The organism is Herbaspirillum sp. CAH-3 (assembly GCF_009668275.1).
Lineage (GTDB): Bacteria > Pseudomonadota > Gammaproteobacteria > Burkholderiales > Burkholderiaceae_D > Herbaspirillum > Herbaspirillum aquaticum.
On the sequence record NZ_VSWE01000024.1, the window covers coordinates 18126 to 37340 of the forward strand.

General features: G+C 63.3%; 17 protein-coding genes. 4 read left to right on the forward strand and 13 right to left on the reverse strand.

All coding sequences use genetic code 11. The annotated features are described in order from the left end of the window. Positions 1-129: 129 nt before the first annotated feature. From ccoS to hemN, 4 genes are read right to left on the reverse strand one after another with little or no spacing between them, the layout of a single operon-like run. Complete coding sequence (ccoS, locus tag FYB76_RS24190; protein ID WP_088757046.1) at positions 130-303, reverse strand: cbb3-type cytochrome oxidase assembly protein CcoS; 174 nt, start codon at positions 301-303, stop codon at positions 130-132. Further along, entirely contained in the window at positions 303-2819 is a 2517-nt protein-coding gene (locus FYB76_RS24195) for a heavy metal translocating P-type ATPase (RefSeq protein ID WP_154135343.1), read from the reverse strand. The genes ccoS and FYB76_RS24195 overlap by 1 nt, the downstream gene beginning before the upstream one ends. Positions 2820-2821: 2 nt before the next feature. Beyond that, on the reverse strand, positions 2822-3664 hold the full coding sequence (locus tag FYB76_RS24200; protein WP_154135344.1) for a sulfite exporter TauE/SafE family protein: 843 nt from the start codon (positions 3662-3664) through the stop codon (positions 2822-2824). A 13-nt stretch (positions 3665-3677) separates the two neighbouring features. After that, on the reverse strand, positions 3678-5129 hold the full coding sequence (hemN, locus tag FYB76_RS24205) for an oxygen-independent coproporphyrinogen III oxidase (protein ID WP_154135320.1): 1452 nt from the start codon (positions 5127-5129) through the stop codon (positions 3678-3680). A gap of 502 nt (positions 5130-5631) precedes the next feature. Between hemN and FYB76_RS24210 the strand changes: the two genes are divergently transcribed. Beyond that, entirely contained in the window at positions 5632-6186 is a 555-nt protein-coding gene (locus FYB76_RS24210) for a hypothetical protein (RefSeq protein WP_370516410.1), read from the forward strand. Between the two features lie 13 nt (positions 6187-6199). Here FYB76_RS24210 and FYB76_RS24215 read toward each other — a convergent pair whose 3' ends face one another. The 6 genes from FYB76_RS24215 to yddG all read right to left on the reverse strand — a co-directional run bounded on the left by FYB76_RS24215 (position 6200) and on the right by yddG (position 12978). Continuing rightward, on the reverse strand, positions 6200-7747 hold the full coding sequence (locus FYB76_RS24215; RefSeq protein WP_154135321.1) for a histidine-type phosphatase: 1548 nt from the start codon (positions 7745-7747) through the stop codon (positions 6200-6202). A 50-nt stretch (positions 7748-7797) separates the two neighbouring features. Next, positions 7798-9912, reverse strand: a complete 2115-nt coding sequence (locus tag FYB76_RS24220) for a TonB-dependent siderophore receptor (protein WP_229297081.1) — start codon at positions 9910-9912, stop codon at positions 7798-7800. A gap of 108 nt (positions 9913-10020) precedes the next feature. Then, complete coding sequence (locus FYB76_RS24225) at positions 10021-10434, reverse strand: biopolymer transporter ExbD (RefSeq protein WP_154135347.1); 414 nt, start codon at positions 10432-10434, stop codon at positions 10021-10023. Next, entirely contained in the window at positions 10434-11168 is a 735-nt protein-coding gene (locus FYB76_RS24230; protein ID WP_154135322.1) for a MotA/TolQ/ExbB proton channel family protein, read from the reverse strand. Before FYB76_RS24230 ends, FYB76_RS24225 begins: the two co-directional genes overlap by 1 nt. A gap of 22 nt (positions 11169-11190) precedes the next feature. Next, on the reverse strand, positions 11191-11832 hold the full coding sequence (locus FYB76_RS24235) for an energy transducer TonB (protein WP_195724712.1): 642 nt from the start codon (positions 11830-11832) through the stop codon (positions 11191-11193). A 249-nt stretch (positions 11833-12081) separates the two neighbouring features. Beyond that, positions 12082-12978: an aromatic amino acid DMT transporter YddG gene (yddG, locus tag FYB76_RS24240; RefSeq protein WP_154135324.1), complete on the reverse strand. Its 897-nt coding sequence runs from the start codon at positions 12976-12978 to the stop codon at positions 12082-12084. A 190-nt stretch (positions 12979-13168) separates the two neighbouring features. Here yddG and FYB76_RS24245 point away from each other — a divergent pair, with 190 nt between their 5' ends. Continuing rightward, complete coding sequence (locus FYB76_RS24245; protein ID WP_088757481.1) at positions 13169-13825, forward strand: 7-cyano-7-deazaguanine/7-aminomethyl-7-deazaguanine transporter; 657 nt, start codon at positions 13169-13171, stop codon at positions 13823-13825. A gap of 95 nt (positions 13826-13920) precedes the next feature. Further along, complete coding sequence (locus FYB76_RS24250; RefSeq protein WP_088757480.1) at positions 13921-15078, forward strand: MFS transporter; 1158 nt, start codon at positions 13921-13923, stop codon at positions 15076-15078. An 82-nt stretch (positions 15079-15160) separates the two neighbouring features. Here the strand turns inward: FYB76_RS24250 and argE are convergent, their stop codons facing one another. Then, positions 15161-16363, reverse strand: coding sequence for an acetylornithine deacetylase (gene argE / locus FYB76_RS24255; RefSeq protein WP_088757479.1), 1203 nt, complete (start codon positions 16361-16363; stop codon positions 15161-15163). A 520-nt stretch (positions 16364-16883) separates the two neighbouring features. On the opposite strand from argE, the gene FYB76_RS24260 reads away from it, so the two are divergent. Next, positions 16884-17372, forward strand: a complete 489-nt coding sequence (locus FYB76_RS24260; RefSeq protein ID WP_088757478.1) for a response regulator — start codon at positions 16884-16886, stop codon at positions 17370-17372. An 88-nt stretch (positions 17373-17460) separates the two neighbouring features. Here the strand turns inward: FYB76_RS24260 and FYB76_RS24265 are convergent, their stop codons facing one another. Further along, the gene (locus FYB76_RS24265; protein WP_134222917.1) at positions 17461-17709 is read right to left on the reverse strand and encodes a hypothetical protein; all 249 of its coding nucleotides are present in this window, start codon (positions 17707-17709) and stop codon (positions 17461-17463) included. A gap of 420 nt (positions 17710-18129) precedes the next feature. Then, positions 18130-19149 carry an AraC family transcriptional regulator gene (locus tag FYB76_RS24270; protein WP_154135325.1) on the reverse strand — a complete coding sequence of 340 codons (1020 nt, stop codon included), beginning with the start codon at positions 19147-19149 and terminating at the stop codon, positions 18130-18132. Positions 19150-19215 lie beyond the last annotated feature (66 nt).

Sequence of the window (19215 nt, forward strand, 5' to 3'; positions counted from 1 at the left end):
CTGTTCAATGCGAGCTTACGGGGCAAGCCCCCCGGGGGCATTGACGTGTATCAAGTGGAAAGATAGCCGCAGAAAAATGCAGCAGATTGAGCGCGGCCTGTGACACGAACAGGCGGGTGCGAAGCCGGCTCAGGCGGGATCGTGCCGATCCGGCTGCGCGGGAATATCGTCGTCGTGGAGGATGCGCATGGCCGGTCCTTCGAGGTCGTCGAACTGGCCGCCGTCGGAGGCGCGGAAGAACACCCAGATCGCCAGGAAGACCAGCAAGGTACTGAGTGGAATGAGGAGATAGAGCGCTTCCATCAGGCGCCTCCCGCCAGCGCTGGCTGGACCGCTGGCGCAGTGGCCGGCAGCTGCCGGGAGCCGCGCGCGGCACGGCTCAGGCGCAGTGCATTGGCGACCACCAGCAGCGAACTGGCCGACATGCCCACCGCCGACATCCACGGATCGAGCAGGCCGAAGGCCGCCGCCGGAATGGCGAGGAAATTGTAGATGCTGGCCCACACCAGGTTCTGGCGCACGATGCGCATGGTGCGGCGGGCCATCTGCGCACATTGCGCCACGGCCGACAGGCGGTCGCTCATGATGACGGCATCGGCACTGACCTGGGCCAGCGCCGCCCCTTTGCCCATGGCGAAGGAGACATCGCCTGCGCGCAGCATCGCAGCGTCATTGATGCCATCGCCAACGATGGCCACCACCGCCCCACCCTGCTGCAACTGGCGCACTACCTCCAGCTTGCGCTGCGGGGTACAGCCGGCGATCACTTCATCGATGCCGACCGCGGCCGCGACCTCGGCGCAGACCTCGGGCTGGTCACCGCTGAGCAGGATGACGCGCACACCTTGCGCGCGAAATGCAGCCACCGTATCCACGGCATCCGCACGCAATGCATCGGCCAGGTCGAAGCGCGCCAGCCAACCGTTGCTGTTGCCCAGGTAGACCGAACCGGCCGCAGCGGCAGCGGGCTGGTTCAGTTCGGCAGGAATGGATTGCCCGGCAATCCCGGCCACGAAGCCACGCGCGCCCAGGCGATGCACAACACCATCAATGAGACAGTGCATGCCTGCCCCCGTGACGGAGCCCAGCTCGGCGACTTCGCAAGCGGCACTGCCACGGCGCCCGGCCTCCTCCACCAGCGCCTTGGCCAGCGGATGCAGACTGCCGCGCTCCATGGCTGCAGCCACCGATAGTGCCTGCGCCTGGTCGATGCAGCTCCATAGGGCCGTCATCTGCGGCCGGCCTTGCGTGAGTGTGCCGGTCTTGTCGAAGAGGACGGTATCGGCGCGCTGCAAGGTCTCCAGCACGTTGCCCCGCACGACCAGCGTACCTTCGCGCAGCAGGCGGTCGGTTGCCGCAGCCAGGGCCGACGGCGTGGCCAGGGACAGCGCGCAGGGGCAGGACACCACAAGTACTGCAATGGCGGTCGCCCAGGCGCGTGCAGGATCAATCAGATGCCAGGCAATGAATGTGATCGCCGCCAGCAGCAGCAGGGCCACCACGAAGCGCGAGGCCACCACGTCGGCCCACTGCGCCAGGGCAGGCTTGCCCTGTCCGGCCTGCTCTGCCAGGCGCGTGATGGCAGCGAGCGTGCTCTCGCGCGTGGTGCGCACGACGCGCAGCAGCACCGGCTGGCTCAGGTTGACGGCACCGCCCGGCGCTTCCTGGCCAGGCTGGAAGGTTTGCGGACGGCTTTCGCCGGACAGCAGGGCCAGGTCCAGTTCGGCCATCCCTTCGAGCAGGCAGGCATCGGCAGCGATGGTGTCGCCCGGGCGTGCCAGGATCACATCACCGGCCTGCAATTGATTGGCCGCCACCAGTGTGGTTTCGCGTTGCTGCGGGTAGCCGCGCACCACCAGCGCCGACGCCGGGAACGCTTGCTGCATGCGCTCCAGCGCTGCGGCCGATTTGCGCCGCGCGGCCGTCTCAAGATAGCGGCTGGCCAGCAGCAGGAAAATGAACATGCTCACGCTGTCGAACCAGATCTCGCCCTCGCCGCGCCAGGTCGCGATGGCGCTGCCGGTGAAGGCGGCAGCAATGCCGATGGCCACCGGCAGGTCCATGCCCGGGGCCCGCGCCCGCAGGCCCGCCCAGGCACCGGTAAAGAACGGCAGTGCCGAATAGAACACCGCCGGAATGGTGAGGAACAAACTGGCCCAGCGCATCAGCGCCATCATGTCGGGGTCAATGCCTTCATGGGTCATGTAGACCGGAATGGCGTACATCATCACCTGCATCATCGACAGCCCCGCGATGAACAGCTGGCGGAACAGCCGACGGCCGGCGCGGCGCGCCTGCTCGCCCTGTCGCAGCGGATCGAAGGGATAGGCGGTGTAGCCCAGGCCATGCAGGCCCCGCAGGATGGTGGAGGTGGAACAGAGGGCGGGATCGCGGCGGATATGCAGGCGCGCACTGGCCACGTTGAGTTCGGCCATGTGCATGCCAGGCAAGCGGGCCAGGTATTTCTCGATCAACCAGACGCAGGCGGCGCAGCGCAAGCCATCGATGGAAAGGACCAGTTCCTGCGCGTGCTCCGTCGCGTCAGCAACTTCACCATCGGATGTCTGCACGGGAAGGTCGACCAGGGCCAGTTCGGGGGGCAGCAATTGGTCGGAATCGACACGGGCAGAGGGAACGGTACGCCGCAGGTAGAAATCTTCACATCCGCTATCGACGATGAGCCGGGCCACGCTCTGGCAGCCCACGCAGCACAGCGTCCGCTCGAGCCCGCCGACGTCCAGTGTCCATGACTCTCCCGCCGGCACGGGCTGGCCGCAATGGAAACACAGGTTCGCCGTATCGCTGCCATCATTGTGCATGCTCATCCTCCATGCACCGGGCTGACGCAGAACACGTCGATCCAGCCGCGCGCGATGCCCAGGCCGCCAATCTCGGCGGCACGCAGCAAACCGAGCAGGCCGAAGGCCAGCACGATCACGCCGGCGCTGCGCCGTACCCACGGGCGCGCAGCCAGCTGGCGCAAGCGGGCTCCGGACATGCCGGCCACCAGCAGTACGGGCAAGGTACCGGCCCCGAAAGCCAGCATGGTCAGCGCGCCTTGCACGGCACTGCCAGCCATGAGCGCGGTCAGCAAGGCGCTGTAGACCATCCCGCAGGGCAGCCAGCCCCACAGGCTGCCCAGCAGCAGCGCCTTGGCCGGCGTATCGACCGGCACCAGCCGTGCCGCATGCGGACGCAGGCGGGTCCAGAGACCGCTGCCCAACTGCTCCATGCGGGAGACGCCGCTCCACCACTGGGTCAGGTACAGCCCCAGCAGGATCAGGACGAGATTGGTGATGACGTAGGCCACCGTCTGCGCCGGTGCCAGCCAGCCCAGCACATCGGCACCGCGCAGCAGCCCGGCGGCGATGCCACCGGCCAGCGCGCCGGCCAGCGCGTAGCTGGACAGGCGGCCGAGGTTGTAGCCCAGCACGCGCACCAGATCCTGCCCGAAGGCCTGAACCTGGGCGGAGCCAGCGAGATGCAAGGGAATGATGCGATGTACAGCCCGCCCCGGCGCTGCGGCCATGGCCAGCGCCTGTACGGGAGCGGCCGGCGCACGCGGCGGTGCGGCTGAACTGAGCGCGCCGATGATGCCGCCGCACATGCCGATGCAATGGACGCTGCCCATCAGGCCTACCAGGAAGATCGGCAGCAGGTTCATCGACACGCCCCGCTCAGACGGTCTGCGAATAGCGCTGCGGTGCGTCCTTGTTCTGGCTCGCGGCTTTCTCGCGGTCCTGCGACAGGTAGCGGTCGAACACCATGCAGATGTTGCGGATCAGCAGACGGCCCTTGGGCTCGACCGTAATCCATTCGGGTTCGATCTTGATGAGGCCGTCTTCTTCAAGTTGCTTCAGTTTTTCCATTTCCGGCGCGAAGTATTCGCGGAAGACGATGGGATAAGCGATCTCCAGCGAATTGATCGACAGCTCGAAATTGCACATCAGCCGCTGGATGATGAGACGGCGCAGCACGTCGTCCATGCCCAGCTGGATGCCGCGGGCAATGGGCAGCGTGGAATTTTCCAGGCGGGCGTAATAACCATCCAGGGTCTTTTCATTCTGGCTGTAGCTGCCGCCCACGGCGCTGATGGCCGAGACGCCGCAAGCGACCAGATCGGTCTCCGAATGGGTGGAGTAGCCCTGGAAGTTGCGATGCAGGCGTCCCTGCTGCTGGGCGATGGCGAGATCGTCCGTGGGCTTGGCGAAGTGGTCCATGCCGATGTAGACGTAACCGGCGCCGGTCAGCTGGCGAATGCACAGCGAGAGCATGTCCAGCTTGCTGTCGGCGCTGGGCAGGTCTTCTTCCTTGATCTGGCGCTGGGTCTTGAACAGTGCCGGCATGTGCGCATAGTTGTAGACCGCGATGCGATCCGGACTGGCGGCGATGACCTTGGCCAGCGTGCGCGACATCGACATCACGTTCTGCTTGGGCAGCCCATAGATCAGGTCGATGCTGACCGAGCGGAAGCCGGCTTCACGCGCGGCGGCGATGATCTGCAGGGTCTGCTCTTCGGATTGCACGCGATTGACCGCCAGCTGGACTTCCGGATCGAAATCCTGCACACCCAGGCTGATGCGGTTGAATCCCTGCTCACGCAGCTTGTGGACCCGCGCCACCGACACCGTGCGCGGATCGATCTCGATCGAATATTCACCCACGTGATCCGGGGCCAGCGTGAAGCTGTGGCGGATATGGTTCATCAGGTCCGACATCTGCTCGTCCGAGAGATAGGTCGGCGTACCGCCACCGAAGTGCAGCTGCTCGACCTGGTTCATGCCGGAGAAGAGCGAACCCTGCATGCTGATCTCGCGCTTGAGGTAGCTCAGGTACAGCGAGGCCTTGGCACGGTTCTTGGTGACGATCTTGTTGCAGGCGCAGTAATAGCAGATGGTGTCGCAGAACGGGATATGCAGGTACAGCGACAGCGCTCGCCAGGCGCTCATGTTGCGGCGGTCCGCGACCGCATGCAGGTAGTCGGCGACGGCGAAGTCACTCGAAAAGCGATCTGCCGTGGGATAGGACGTGTAGCGCGGACCACGCTGGTCCATTTTGCGCAGGACGGCCTTGTTCATGCCGGCGAGACTGGCGGATGGATGCAGGATGGACGGATGGGCGACTTGCATGCGATGCTCCTGGCCGGCTGCCACGCCGGACTGACGCGGCGCGCACATGCGCTGGGCCGCGAGCCCACCGGGCGAGCTGGTATTGACTGGAGCTTGCAGAATAGACAGATCATTGCCGGCTCGCATTGATATGCATCAAAGGGGCCGGCAGCGTTGTCCCATCGTCCTTCCGACCTTCCCGTTTTGTTGACCAAACGGCACCACCGCACGGTCCGTCGACACATCTTGTGGCGCGAATGGAACGCCTTGCCCGCCGCTCCCGCGCATTTCATTGCTTTTCGGCACTGTCGCGCTTTACAGGGCATGGTGGCAAACCCTAGGCTGCGATGGACGGATCCTGTCCGTCCTTTCAACATTCATCCCGGGGGATTTCTTCGTGCGTCGTTTCCAACTTTCCTGCGCTTGCCTCATCAGCCTGGCTGCCATCGGCAGCACCGCCCAGGCCGCCAATCTCGGCCTCAGTGGCGAACTCGGCACTACCGGCGTGGGTGTCCACCTGAGCGTGCCGCTGGCGCAACAGCTCAATGCCCGCTTCGGGGTCAATTACTTCGATTATTCCTTCAACTCCAGCACCAACGACGTGAACTATGACGCCAAAGCCAGGCTGCGCACCTTTGATGCGCTGCTGGACTGGTTTCCATTCGACAGCGGTTTCCGACTCTCGGGCGGGGTGGTCTACAACGGCAACAAGATCGACGCCACCGGCAAGCCCAAGGCCAACGGCATCTACACCCTCAATGGCAACGTCTATACCGCTTCGCAAGCCGGCCAGGTCGACGGCCGCATCGATTTCAAGAAGTTCGCCCCTTACGTGGGCCTGGGCTGGGGCAATGCGCTCGCTCCCGCCAAGGCCGGCTGGGGCTTCACGGCAGACCTGGGCGTGATGTTCCAGGGAAATGCGTCAACGTCGGTCAGCAGCTCGGGATGCAATGCTCCCGCCGCGATCTGCTCGCGCCTGGCCACCGATGTGGCGGCCGAAAACGCCCAGTTGAGCGACAAGGTGCATGGCTACAACCTGTATCCGGTACTGCGGGTGGGCGTGAGCTATCAGTTCTGATTGGGTTGATCGGCTATCCGGGCCTGTCCGAGACAGCGTAACAGGCCCGCAAGGCGCGATAGTCGTAGTAATGGCTGCCCGGGGAGAGCCGCGCAACATCGCAGTTGGGCTTGAAATCCATCTCCGCTTCGTTGTACAGCAGGCGCACCACGGTGCGTCCAGCGGCATTGGCGAACATGTCCCATTGCAGGTTGGCGGCCATCGGTGCGACCAGCGCGCCACGCCAGCCATTGCTGGCAGGATCATAGGGCTCGCGCTCGACTACCTGCCGCGACGCGCCCGGCAGGCCCAGCAACGTAGCCAGCGGGATCACGATCTCGGCGTGGGTGAAACGCAGCTTGGCCAGATGGCGGCGCTGCCCACGCTCAATGGCGTCGGCCTCATCAAAGAAGTCCTGCAGCAGGATGCGCGCCATGCGCCAGGTTACATCGCCCTGCTCCACCGTGCCCGGCCCCTTGCTGTAGAAGTCTTCAGCATCTTCAGCCTCTGCGTAACGCTGCGCCGCCAACGGCGGCATGAATCGTTCAAACTCCTTCACATCGCTGCCAGCCTGCTCCAGTTCGCTGCGCATGCCGGCACTGATGGCATAAAGGTCATACAGCGCCCAGGCGGCCTGCAAGCCATTGACGATCACGCTGCGGCCATCGCCGGTCAGCGTGTTGGTGTAACGGCCATCAGCACTGGAAAATGTCAGCGTACCGCTGTTGCTGAAACGGTAGCTCCCCTGCACCAGCCGGCCCAGAAGATCCGGCTTGAACAGCCGTGTCAGGACTACATCGGCCGCCTGCTGCAAGCGCGGATCCTGCCGGATGCGTGCCAGTTGCGCCTGTAAGGCCGGACTGCGGGTATAAGCCTGGTAGGCCTGGCTGTCGCGCCAGGTCTGCAGGCGCAGCGCCTGCTGAGGATCCGCGCCGGAGTTCTCTGCCGGCGGGGTCTTGGGCAAGCGGTGGAAATACAGCAGATAGGAATCGCTGGAAGGCCCCAGGACCTGGTCACGCAGGCCAGGGCGGACAGCCAGCAATGCCCGCGTGAAGGCCTCGGCACTGTCCACCGCGCGATCCTTGCCCGAACTGACCACGACCACCGCGCGCCCGGCGCTGCCGGGCTGATCGAACAAACCGGGCAGGCGCTGTACCATCCGGCGCGCCAGATCGGCATGTTCCTGCAAGCCGGCCCGCGTCTCGTTGCCATAGCCGGGCTGGCTGATGCCGGGCACGCCGGCCCCCAGCAGGAAGTTGGCGCGCAGCATGGCCTGCAAGGCCGGCCCCAGCTCCCGTCCCAGCGGGGTCAGCGCATCCTCCTGCTCGGCCTGCTGCCACAGGCGATACAAGGCCAGATCGGATTTCATCCCCGTCAGGCCGCGTGATCCATGGCGCGCCAGCAGTTGCGTAAACACCGGTTCATATCCAGCCGGGACCGGCTCCAGGCTGGCCATCGTCTGACGTGGCGTGTAGGGAGTTTTGGTCTGGCGATCATCGCGATCGGCGGCCTGCGCCAGGCTGGCGCCCAGAAGCAGGCCTGCCAACCAGGCACAGGCCCTTGCGGGCTTGTTGGAGAACATGCCACCGATCATGTTGTTTCACCCTTTCCGGATCAAGCAAACCTGGGCGATCAGAAGTCCGCGCGCACGTTAAGGTTCAGGGTACGCGGGGCCCCCACGTTCAGGTAGGTTTCCTGATAGTAGGTCCAGTACTTGCGATTGGCCAGGTTGGTGATGTTGGCGCTCCAGGTCGTCATGTGGCCACCGATGCGGGTGCGATAGTTCAGCCCCGCATCAAACAGGCTGTATGGAGAAAGCATGTTGGCATTGGCCGAATCCAGCGCCATGGTGCCGATATACTGCGCGCCGGCATGCAATTGCAAGCCCGGCAAGGCTGCCACGCGGTAAGTCAATTGCGCACCGGCTTGCACATCGGCCGCACCGACGGCACGCTTGCCGTTGACCGCAGCGGCCGCATGGGTGATCTCCGAGCCCATGACCATCACGCTGCCATCCAGGCTCAGATCGCGCGTGAGCTGCAGCGAGCCATTGGCTTCCACACCGCGATACACGCTTTGGCCATCGGCCACGTAGACGTTGGCGCCGTTGATGTACTGCGAGCCGCGCTCGATGCGGAACAGCGCCAGGCTGCCGTTCCAGCCGTCGTGCTCGGTTTTGACACCGACTTCAGCCTGTTTGCTCTTGATCGGCGCGAAGGTCTGGTTGGCATTGACGGTGGTAGTCGGCGCGGAGGCGCTCTGTTCCAATGCTTCGGCATAGCTGACGTAGACCGTGGTATCGACGCGCGGCTTGTACATGATGGCCGCCGTCGGGCTCAGCGGATTGGCGGTGAAGCGCGCGCTGGTGGTGTTGGCAGTGCTGTAGGCGGTATCGATGTAGTTGGTATAGCGCACACCGGCCAGTACCGACCAGCGGTCGTCGAACTTCATCGTGTCACTGGCGAAGAGCGCGGTCTGGGTGGTCTTTTCATCGCGATACGTGCCGCCACTGTAGTTGACGCTGTCGGCCGAATAGATCGTCGGCGCATACAGGTTGCCGGTACCGATGTAGGGCTTGGGCGTATTGACCGAGGAGGTCGAGAGCAGGTTCTGCGCCATTGCGCCCAACACCAGCTCATGCTGGAGGAATCCGGTACGCACCTTGCCCTGTACCATGGCTTGCGCCTCGTTGAATTCATAACCGTGGTATTCCGAGGTCACACGATCCCGGTAATTGCCGCTGTTGCTGGTGATGTAGTACTGATCCTTCTTGTAGATGCGTACCGATTCGGAATGGCGCAGGGCGACACTGGCCTTCCAATCATCCGAAAGGCGGTAGTCCGCACTCAGCGTCACCAGGCGGTAATCGACATCGGTGGAGGAGCCATTGCTGTAGAGCCGGGTCGTGCCATCCAGTGGCGAGGGAATCCTGAAGCCGCTGACGATGACATCCGTGCCGCCGGTGGCGATGCGGCGCTGGTAGATGGCGTCCAGACGCACGGTCAGGTCGCTGGTGAGCCGGGCGTCGAAGGATGCGCCGACGGACTGGCGGTTGATGCTGCCATGATCCGCCTCGGTATCGCCGCTTTCGTTGACCAGGTTGACGCGGTAACCGAAGCGCTGGTCCTCGCCAAAGCGCCCTCCGGCATCGACGTGTTCTTTCCAGGTAGCGCCGCTGGCATAGCCGAGATCGGTGGCGAAGAAGGTGTCATCGGTCGGGCGCTTGGTGACGTAATTGATGATCCCGCCCGGCGAGCCGAACCCATACATGAAGCCGGACAAGCCCTTGAGCACCTCCACCTGCTCGAACATCTCCAGCGGCATTTCGGTGCCGCGGTTGATATTGGCCAGTCCATCGATCTTGTAGCCGTTCAGGTCATCCAGGCGCAGGCCGCGCACCGACATGGTGGCCGGGTGCGTGCCATTGGCCGGACTGTTGTTGCTGACGCTGGCATCGTACTTCAGCACTTCGGCCAGCGAGGTGGCCTGGCGATCTTCGATCTCGTCGCTTTTGACCGCGCGCGTGGAGAACGGCGTCTCCAGTTCGGAACGATCACCGAGGGCACCGCTGCTGACCTTCTCGGCCAATTTCTTTTTGTCGACGCTGTCAGTGACGGTGATCTGGGGCAGGACGCTGTCATCGGCCTGTGCCATCAGCGGGCCGGCGCTGCCCAGCAGGAGGCCGGCGCCGAGCAGGGCACGGCGCATGGTGGACGGACGGAAACGGGCAATGCGTGTGGAATTCATGTCGGACTCGCAGTGGATGTGGAGAGAGAGGGAGTTGATTTGGCTATGCAATGGACCGACCGGACAATGCCGGTCAGTCTTCTCTTTTTTATCGGGTCGTTTTCGGGTTCACGGCCGCGGATCAGTCACGAAACCGATCTTGGCCAGCCCGCCTGCCTGTGCCATGGCCATCACCTGCGCCACTTTTTCGTACGGTGTGGTGCGGGCTGCACGCAGATGCAGTTCCGGTGGCTGCGGTGCGGAAGCTGCCTTGCCGATGCGAGCCTGCAGTTGCGCCTGATCGACCGGTTGGTCATTCCAGAAGGTCTTGCCGTCGGCATCGATGGCGAGGTTGATGCTGTCCGGCTTGAGCGTATCGGGCTGGGCGGCGGCGCGCGGCAGGTCGATCTTGACGGTGTTGTTCATGACCGGAACCGTGATGATGAAGATGATCAACAGCACCAGCATCACGTCCACCAGCGGTGTGGTATTGATCTCGGGATTGAAGTCATCGTCCGAATCGGAGAGGGAACCCATGCCCATCATGCAGCTCCCCGCGTGCGCAGGCGCATGGCCGGGGCCTGTTCCGACGCGGCCAGGGCGGCATCGGCACGCGCCCCGGTGACGAACAGCGCATGCAGTTCGAAACCGAACTTGTTCAGTCGCGCGATGATGCTCTTGTTGCCGCGCAGGAGCGCGTTGTAGCCAAAGGTGGCGGGAATGGCTACTGCCAGCCCGAGCGCAGTCATGATCAGCGCTTCGCCGACCGGACCGGCGACCTTGTCGATGCTGGCCTGGCCGCTGCTGCCGATGGAAACCAGTGCGTGGTAGATGCCCCAGACCGTGCCGAACAAGCCCACGAAGGGGGCCGTCGAGCCGACCGAGGCCAGCACTGCCATGCCCGACTGCAGGCTGGCCGAGGCTTCATCGATGGCCTGGCGCAGCGACAGCGTGACCCACTCGCTGACCGGCAGACGATCCTGCAATTGGCCCTGGTGGGTGGTGTGATGATCGACTGCGCTCTGGCCGGCGCTGGCGAGCGCGGCAAAGGGGTTGTCGCGGCCCAGCAGGGTGACGCCAGCGGCAACGTTGCCGGCCTCCCAGAACGCGTGGCCTGCGGCGTGCGCCGGGGTCCGGTAGCGCCACAATTGCAGGGCCTTGGTCACGATCACATACCACGAGGCCATCGACATGGTCGTCAGCAGAAGCGCCACCGCCTTGGTGACGACATCGCCTTGCGACCACAGGGCCGTGAGGCCGTAGGGGCTTGCATCCATTGCTGATTCCTTTCGTTCGGGGTTACTGCGTCAATTGAAATTTGATCGGTACGACGACATAGGCAGGCTGCGCCCTGCCCTGCTCGGCATAAGGCTGGAAGCGCGCGCGCTGGACGGCCTCACGCGCAGCCTGGTCGAGGCTGGCGATGCCGGAAGAGCGTTCCAGTGCAATCTGTTCCACCCCGCCCTGGGCATTGATCAGCACGCGCAACAGCACCTCGCCTTCATCGCCGCGACGGCGCGCCGCAGCGGGGTAGACCGGCTGCGGTGCAGTGAGGTACTGAACGCCGCTGGTAATGACAGGCGGGCGGGACATCGGCGTTGCAGGCGTCACCGCCACAGCAGCGGCAGCGGCCTCGGCAGTCGGCGCTGCCGCTGGCGAAGAGGGTGCATCGGCAGCCGTGACCGGGGCCACCGCTGACGGCGCTGCAGGTACCGGCAAGGACGACACGATCGGATGGGGCCGCGGCATGGCTGCCGGCCGCAATGGCACGGTGTGCACCGGTGACGCGGGCTGTGTTGGCGCCGCAGGCAAAGCCGGCTGCGGTGCGGGCTCGACAATCGCCAGCATCACGGTGGGCGGCACCGGTGGCGTGGAGATGGACGGGGGCAAGGCATGCATCTGCGTGGCCAGCCACAGCAAGCCCAGATGCGCTGCCAGCACGAGCAGCGCTGGCCGTGCACCACGCAGCGTGGACGCGCGAGGAACCGTACGCTGAGGAGAAAGAGTGAGGGATGACTGCATAACTGGTGCCGCAACACGCGGCCTTGCTTTGAAAAAAGCAGGAGTCTAGGCAGTCATGATGACCTCGACATTACACATCCATGACAGCGGCGTCAGGAAAGCACAATGAGATGTAAAAATTTATCAAGCCCATCCGGGACATTGAACTTCACGGACCCGCGCGGCAGCTCAAGCTTCTCGACGTCCCGCGGCAGTAGCCCGCCAGCACAGGATCGACCCGGCGCACACCAGCGCAGCGCCCACCCAGAACGAGGTGGGCAGCGGCGCACGCAGCAGCAAGGCCGACAAGGCCGAAGAAAAGACCGGGATGAAATACGAGGCACCGGCCAGCACCGTCACATTGCCATGCAGGATGCCCACGTTCCAGGCCGCATAGCCCAGCCCCATCGCCGCCGCAGCCAGCACCAGGTAGACCAGTGCGGGCACACTGAAGGATAGTTCAGCCACATGCCCGCCCAGCAGCACCTTCACCCACAATGCCAATGCCACCAGCATGAAGAAAGGCGTCACCCCGTTCTGGCCTTGGGCGATGCGGGTAGTCACGGTGCAGTAGGCCGCCCAGATCAAGGCCCCGATGAAGGCCAGGCCGTAGCTCAGCGGATTGTCACGGATATTGGCCAGCATGCCGGAAGGATCCAGCCCCTGGTCGCCCCCGAGCACCCAGCAGATGCCCAGCATGGAAAGGATGAAGCCTGGCACCACCAGCAGCGTGGCGCGCTGAGCGCCGAAGAGGATGGCCGCCACCAGGGTGAAGGTCGGCCAGAGGTAATTGACCATGCCGACTTCGATGGCCTGGCGGCCGGTATGGGCGTAGCCGATGGAAAGCGACAGGCACAATTCATAAGACACGAAGAGCACGCTGCCCCATAGCAGATACCTGCGCGGAAAACTCGCCAGGCGCGGGAATCCCACCGACACCAGCAGGATCAGCGAAGCCACCGTGTAAATGGCCGCCGCCCCGCCGGTGGCTCCGAGATGCTCGCTCACGCCACGGATCAGGCCCACGATGGCGCTCCACAGCACCACCGCGCTCAATCCGACCAGGGTTGCGTTCTTGCTCTTCATTGCGCCTGCCCAAAAGCGCAAGAGTGTACCTCAACGGCCCGCTCCATCGAACGCCGGTTCCGCCACCCGAACAGGCTGCAGAGCCGCCCTATGTTAAAATGCTGCCCCTCTTGCCGGCCGCTGCGACCGTCTTCCCTGCGGCTGGATATGTTCATGGGTTCCCTCGCCCCCATTCATCAAAAAGGTTCATATGACCACTCTCGACCTGCGCCGCCATGCCGCGCTGCTGGCCTGGCTTTCGCTGTTCCACCTGCTGGTGATCACCTCCAGCAATTACCTGGTGCAATTGCCGGTGTCCATTTTCGGACTGCATACCACCTGGGGTGCTTTCAGCTTCCCCTTCATCTTCCTGGCCACCGACCTGACGGTACGTTTCTTCGGCGCGCCGCTGGCACGCCGCATCATCTTCGCCGTGATGCTGCCGGCCCTGTTCATCTCCTACGCCGTCTCGGCGCTGTTCTACATGGGGCAGTGGCAGGGCTTTGGCGCGCTGGCGCATTTCAATGTCTTCGTGGCGCGCATCGCGGCGGCCAGCTTCATGGCCTATGTGCTGGGGCAAGTGCTGGACGTGCAGGTCTTCAATCGCCTGCGCGCTGCGCGCCACTGGTGGCTGGCGCCCTCGGTATCGATGATCTTCGGCAATGCCAGCGACACCCTGGCCTTCTTCTCCATCGCCTTCTGGCGCAGCAGCGATCCTTTCATGGCCACGCACTGGGTGGAGATTGCGTTGGTCGACTACGGCTTCAAGATCGCCATCAGCCTGCTGTTCTTCCTGCCGGCCTACGGGGCGCTGATGTCGTTCCTGAAGAGCTGGTTCGGCCGTCCGCTGGCGGCGGACCCGGCCTGAGTCCTGCAGCCGATTGCGTCCGGCGGTAAACTGGCGGCTTTGCGCGGTCTTGCCTGACCGCGCGCCCTCCCCTCCACCCTCCACCTGGACTGCGCATGAACTGGCCCCTGTTTGCCCTCGCCGTTGCCGCCTTTGGCATCGGTACCACTGAATTCGTCATCATGGGCTTGCTGCCCGACGTCGCGCGCGATCTGGACGTGAGCGCGCCGGCAGCCGGCATGCTGGTCTCGGGCTATGCCCTGGGCGTGGCCGCAGGTGCACCCATCCTCGCCATCCTCACCGCCAAGTGGCCGCGCAAGCAGGCCCTGGTGGGACTGATGTGCCTGTTCATCCTGGGCAATGTGCTGTGCGCGGTGGCCCCCAATTATGTCTTCCTGATGGTGGCACGCGTGGTCACCGCTTTCTGCCATGCGGCCTTCTTCGGCATCGGTTCGGTCGTGGCGGCCGAACTGGTCGCGCCGCAAAAGCGCGCGCAAGCGGTGGCGCTGATGTTCACCGGACTGACCGTGGCCAACATCCTCGGCGTGCCCCTGGGCACCGCCTTCGGCCATGCGGCCGGATGGCGCTCCACCTTCGGCGTGGTGACCGGTATCGGCGTGCTGGCCGCCATCATGCTGTGGACGATGCTGCCCAAGAAGATCCCCATGCAGATGGGCGATATCTTCCAGGAGTTCCGGTCCATCATCGATACCCGTGTACAGCTCTCGCTGCTGACCTCGACACTGGCCTCGATCAGCATGTTCAGCGTGATCACCTACATCGCCTACATCCTGCTGGACGTGACCGGCTTCAGCACCCAGCAAGAGAGCTGGGTGCTGCTGCTCTTCGGTGCCGGCATCACGGTCGGCGGACTGGTCGGCGGCAAGCTGGCGGATTGGAAGCTGATGCCGGTCATGTGCGGCGTGTTCCTGTGCATCGCCGTCGTGCTGGGGCTGTTCTCCTTCACCAGCCACTACAAGTGGCCGACGCTGGTGACCATGTTCGCTTGGGGTGCGTTCGCCTTTGCGGTGGTGCCGGGCGCACAGATCCGCGTGCTTGATACTGCACGCGGCGCGCCCAACCTCGCCTCGACCCTCAACCAGGGTGCCTTCAACCTGGGCAATGCCACTGGCGCGTGGGTCGGCGGACTGGCGATCTCGGCTGGCCTGCCGCTGACCGACCTGCCGCTGATCGGCTCGTTCTTCGCGCTGCTGGGATTGGCCACGGTCGCCCTGTCGGCCTCGCTGGACAAGCGCGTGCGCGCTCCCGCCTGATCCATCCCCCCGCTCCGGCAAAAAGGCGCTTGACCCTCACGGGCAAGCGCCTTTGTTCATCCGGGTGCTGCAAGCCTGGCGGTCAAGCTGCCTTCAGATGCGCCGAAGCGATGAAGTTGTCGAAGAAACTTTCACATCGGGCCAATTGCTCCAGGGTCACGAACTCGTTGGGCTTGTGCGCATGGACGATGTCGCCCGGCCCGCAGATCACCGCCGGCATGCCGGCCTGGCCGAACAAGCCGCCTTCGGTGCCGAAGCCGACCTTGCGCGCGCGTTCACTGCCCAGGATACGCAATGCCGACGTCACCAGCGGATCATCGGCTGCCGTGCTCATGCCGGGATAGGCGGTGAGGGTCTCGAATTCGATGCGCCCTTGCGCGCCTTCGATCTGCATTTGCGGCAGCACTTCCTGTTCTGCATAACGCTTCACCTCCTCGAAGACCTCGGCCGGATCGATGCCCGGCAGGAAGCGATGCTCGAAGACGAACTCGGCCTTGTCCGGGATGATGTTGGGGGCATTGCCGCCGTTGGAGAGCGTGGTGACGATGGAGGAATACGGCACATCGAAGTCGTAGTCCTGCACTTCGGAATGTCGCACGCGCAAGGCGATCTCGCGGATCTTCAGCTGCATCATGGCGGCATAGTCGATGCTGTTGATGCCCAGGTGCGGACACGAAGAATGCGCCGCATGGCCATGCACCGAACAACGATAGGAGCGCTTGCCCTTGTGCGCGATCACGGGCTGCATCATGGTGGGCTCGCCGATGATGACGCCGGTGGGCTTGATGTCGTTCTGCTGCAGGTCGGCCAGCAGTTCGCGCACGCCCAGGCAGCCGACTTCTTCATCATACGAGAAAGAAAAGTGCAGCGGCGTATGCAAGCGGTCCTGTGCGATGAAAGGCAGCCGCGCCAGGCAGACCGCGATGAAACCCTTCATGTCGCAAGCACCGCGACCGAACAATTTGCCATCGGCCACCTGGGCGACGAAGGGGTCGGTGTCCCAGTTCTGGCCTTTGACGGGCACCACATCGGTGTGGCCCGAGAAGACCGTGCCGTAGCGGCCAGGGCCGGCATCCCCGAGGGTGGCGAAGAGATTGGCCTTGCGCCGCTCGGCGTCGTAGGTCAGGCGCGTGGTGGCGCCGTGGCGCTCAAGGTAGTCGCGCACCCATTCGACGAGGCCCAGGTTGGATTCGCGGCTGATGGTGTTGAAACCGATGAGGGTCTTGAGGATATCCAGCGTCGCCGGGGTCGGTTCCACGGCGGCTGCGTTCAGTGATGCATTCATGATGATGGTTTGCCTGTTCAAATCCGGAACGCGGGCCAGCCGTCAACAGGACGTATGGCTTGCGTGTTCCCTCAGAAGTGCAGCAAGCCGCGTGCCACGGCCGGTGCCTGCTGGGATGCCAGCCGGCTGGTCCATTGCGGCGCAGCTAAAGCCGTTTGCCTCAATTGCACCGCTCTCACCAAATGGGAATGATATTCAGCAAGGATGGGGCAACCGCGCACAAGAAGGCCTTAGCTTACACCGCAATGCATCGCCCGGTTGCGTGGACGAAGGATGTTGACGGCCAAGCCCCGCTACCCGAGGGACGGCAATTTACCCTCAATGCCACTTGAAAAGGGGCAAACGCTTGCGTAAAAACGTCGAACCGTCCCCTATCAGGAAAATCCTGCTATGAGTTTCCACCCATTTTTGTCAGACTGCAGTTGAAGTTTTGTGCCAGGAGAAGCGCCCGCAGAGGCCAGCATGGATTCCCGCGGCACAGGAATGGTGATCAGGGTCACTACAAGAGAAGGACAAGACCATGAAGCCGCCGATCATACTGATGATTGAGTCGAACGGCGAAGCGGTGGAACTGGCGCGCTTTGCGCTGTGGCGCCAGAATTTTCACTGTGTTTTGCAGTGGTATGACGAGGCCGACGCCGCCATCGAGCGCCTGCTGCCACGCCGCCAGGATGGGGAGACACAGATGCCGGGCATGATCTTCCTGGATCCCGGCATGATGGAAAACAATGGACTGGATTTCATCCTGGCCATGAAGGCCGGCCGCGATACCCGTTCAGTGCCCATCGTGGTGTTTGCGGACAGTGATTATCCGCCGGAGATGCCGGCACTGATCGACGCCGGTGCCGTGGAATACCTGCTCAAGCCCGAGACGGCGCAGCAATACATGGAGATGGTGGTGGATCGTGCGCGGCGCTGGAGCAAGCGGCGGCGCCGACGTGCATCCCCTGCGTCTGCCGGCAAGGACAATGCGGGAGCGGACAGAACGAAGGCTGGCGGAGACGATTAGCCGTTGCGCATACCCATGAAAAAAATCGCCGTGATCTTGACAGGTCACGGCGATATTTTTTGCTCGCGCAGCAGGCGCGAGCTGATGCTTATTTCTTCACACGCGTGCTGATGTGGCCATCGAACTCGCGCTGCGCTGCTTCCAGTTTCTTGAGGGCTTCCTGCCAGGGCTGGTAGTCCGCTTCGGTGAGCCAGGAGCCGCCGGGATTCTGCTTCCACTGTTCCAGCTTGGCGGTCATCTTTTCATATTCTTCCAGCTGGGCGACCAGCAGCGATTCCATTTGCGTCTTCAACTCTTCGGCACGGACGATCCAGGGATCTTGTTCCAGTTCTGACATGGGCGGCTTTCCTTGGTGTGAATAATGTGTCGGATGCTATCACGAAGAGGACTGCTTACAGCCGGGAGGCGATTCAGGTGCACCAGGGCCTTCCTCTTTGACGGCGGCTGATGGCCAACGCCGAAAAGATCAAGCGGAAGTCACGCAAAGCAAAGGCCCTAGGGCCCTTGTCCGTATGGATTTCACCTTGCTTGCATTTGGCTGCGGGGACGGGATTTGCAATGTAGGGACAAAAGATCAAGCTCAACTGATCCTGGCCTGTTGATTTGCGTTGAAAACCGACTCCATTCAATAACCCACGAGTCACCCTCCTCGTCGAGCACGCCAATCGCTCACGCCCTGATGCGCAGGACGAGCTGCTGACCGGAGTTTCAAAGGGCAATCCGTATCGCCGCCCTTGGTGTCACTGGCGCGTACTGACTATTCGCGCCGCGCCAGCGTCGTTTGCGGACTTTCTCCGAACAATTTCTTGTAATAGCGCACGAACACGTAAAAGTGGATGAATCCCCAGCTCAGGGCGATGTGCTGAACGTCTGCCGGCACCGATGGGTCCAGCAGGTCTTCCCTTACCCGCTCCAAGCGTTGCGTACGCAGGAACTCCATAGGCGTCATCCCCTTGTACTTGCGGAAGCCCAACTGCAGGGAGCGCGCGCTGATGGCGGAATGCTCGGCAATGTCATTGAGGCTAATGGGGGCAGCCAGGCTGGCCCTGATGAATTCGATGGCACGCTTGATCTGGCGTGGCGCGGGCGTAGGCGGATGACTTGCCAAGACGTGTGAGTAATTGTGCGAAAGGTTCTGCAAGACCATGTGGGCTGCCGCCTGCTGCAGATTGATCAGCGCCAGCGGGGCCTTGATCAAGGGGGCGTTGCCAGAAAGACCTTGCGCAATGATATCGATGATCGATCTGAGCGGCGCCAATACATGAGGATCATGGATCAGCGGGCAGTGAAAGCGAATGGGCTTGTGTACCGGGGCGTCGAGCAGGTGAGACAGCTTGAGGGTCAGGCATTGAACGGTGAAGAACAACCCTTCGCCCGAGGAACCACGCGAGCCAGCGAGTTGCCTGACCTGTTCCAGATTCTGGATGATGGCGCTCCCGCTGCTGCTATGAAGGGCATCCTTGGCAGAGGTCCAGGACGTTTCCCCACTGCGCTGCATATGCAAGCTGTAGCCGCTGGCCTCGGGAGCGTGCCTGACCAGCCAGTCCGTCTTGCTGATCGAGCGATACGCGGCACCGAAGGGAAGCGGGAAGTACTCTCCCTCGTAACTGATCCTGGACTGCTCGGTAGTCAATGCTTCGACCCGGACACCGGTCTCGTGGAAGAACTCATCTAAGGCCTTGGGGGTGGACAGCTTGATTTCTGTTCTTGACCGCCCACTTGTGGCGGAGCCTTGTCTCTTCAAGTGAATTTCGTTGAGAAAAGCGAGCAGTGGCATCGTCCGTCAATGTGTATTCATCCCAGCCAAGAGAATCTTGCGATAAGGGAAGGAAATGGTGAAGAA

Bases quoted from the DNA above. Each gene is read 5' to 3' on its own strand.
- ccoS (WP_088757046.1), bottom strand. From the start codon at position 303: ATGGAAGCGCTCTATCTCCTCATTCCACTCAGTACCTTGCTGGTCTTC.
- FYB76_RS24195 (WP_154135343.1), bottom strand. From the start codon at position 2,819: ATGCACAATGATGGCAGCGATACGGCGAACCTGTGTTTCCATTGCGGC.
- FYB76_RS24200 (WP_154135344.1), bottom strand. From the start codon at position 3,664: ATGAACCTGCTGCCGATCTTCCTGGTAGGCCTGATGGGCAGCGTCCAT.
- hemN (WP_154135320.1), bottom strand. From the start codon at position 5,129: ATGCAAGTCGCCCATCCGTCCATCCTGCATCCATCCGCCAGTCTCGCC.
- FYB76_RS24215 (WP_154135321.1), bottom strand. From the start codon at position 7,747: ATGTTCTCCAACAAGCCCGCAAGGGCCTGTGCCTGGTTGGCAGGCCTG.
- FYB76_RS24220 (WP_229297081.1), bottom strand. From the start codon at position 9,912: ATGAATTCCACACGCATTGCCCGTTTCCGTCCGTCCACCATGCGCCGT.
- FYB76_RS24225 (WP_154135347.1), bottom strand. From the start codon at position 10,434: ATGGGCATGGGTTCCCTCTCCGATTCGGACGATGACTTCAATCCCGAG.
- FYB76_RS24230 (WP_154135322.1), bottom strand. From the start codon at position 11,168: ATGGATGCAAGCCCCTACGGCCTCACGGCCCTGTGGTCGCAAGGCGAT.
- yddG (WP_154135324.1), bottom strand. From the start codon at position 12,978: ATGAAGAGCAAGAACGCAACCCTGGTCGGATTGAGCGCGGTGGTGCTG.
- FYB76_RS24245 (WP_088757481.1), top strand. From the start codon at position 13,169: ATGACCACTCTCGACCTGCGCCGCCATGCCGCGCTGCTGGCCTGGCTT.
- FYB76_RS24250 (WP_088757480.1), top strand. From the start codon at position 13,921: ATGAACTGGCCCCTGTTTGCCCTCGCCGTTGCCGCCTTTGGCATCGGT.
- argE (WP_088757479.1), bottom strand. From the start codon at position 16,363: ATGAATGCATCACTGAACGCAGCCGCCGTGGAACCGACCCCGGCGACG.
- FYB76_RS24260 (WP_088757478.1), top strand. From the start codon at position 16,884: ATGAAGCCGCCGATCATACTGATGATTGAGTCGAACGGCGAAGCGGTG.
- FYB76_RS24265 (WP_134222917.1), bottom strand. From the start codon at position 17,709: ATGTCAGAACTGGAACAAGATCCCTGGATCGTCCGTGCCGAAGAGTTG.
- FYB76_RS24270 (WP_154135325.1), bottom strand. From the start codon at position 19,149: ATGCCACTGCTCGCTTTTCTCAACGAAATTCACTTGAAGAGACAAGGC.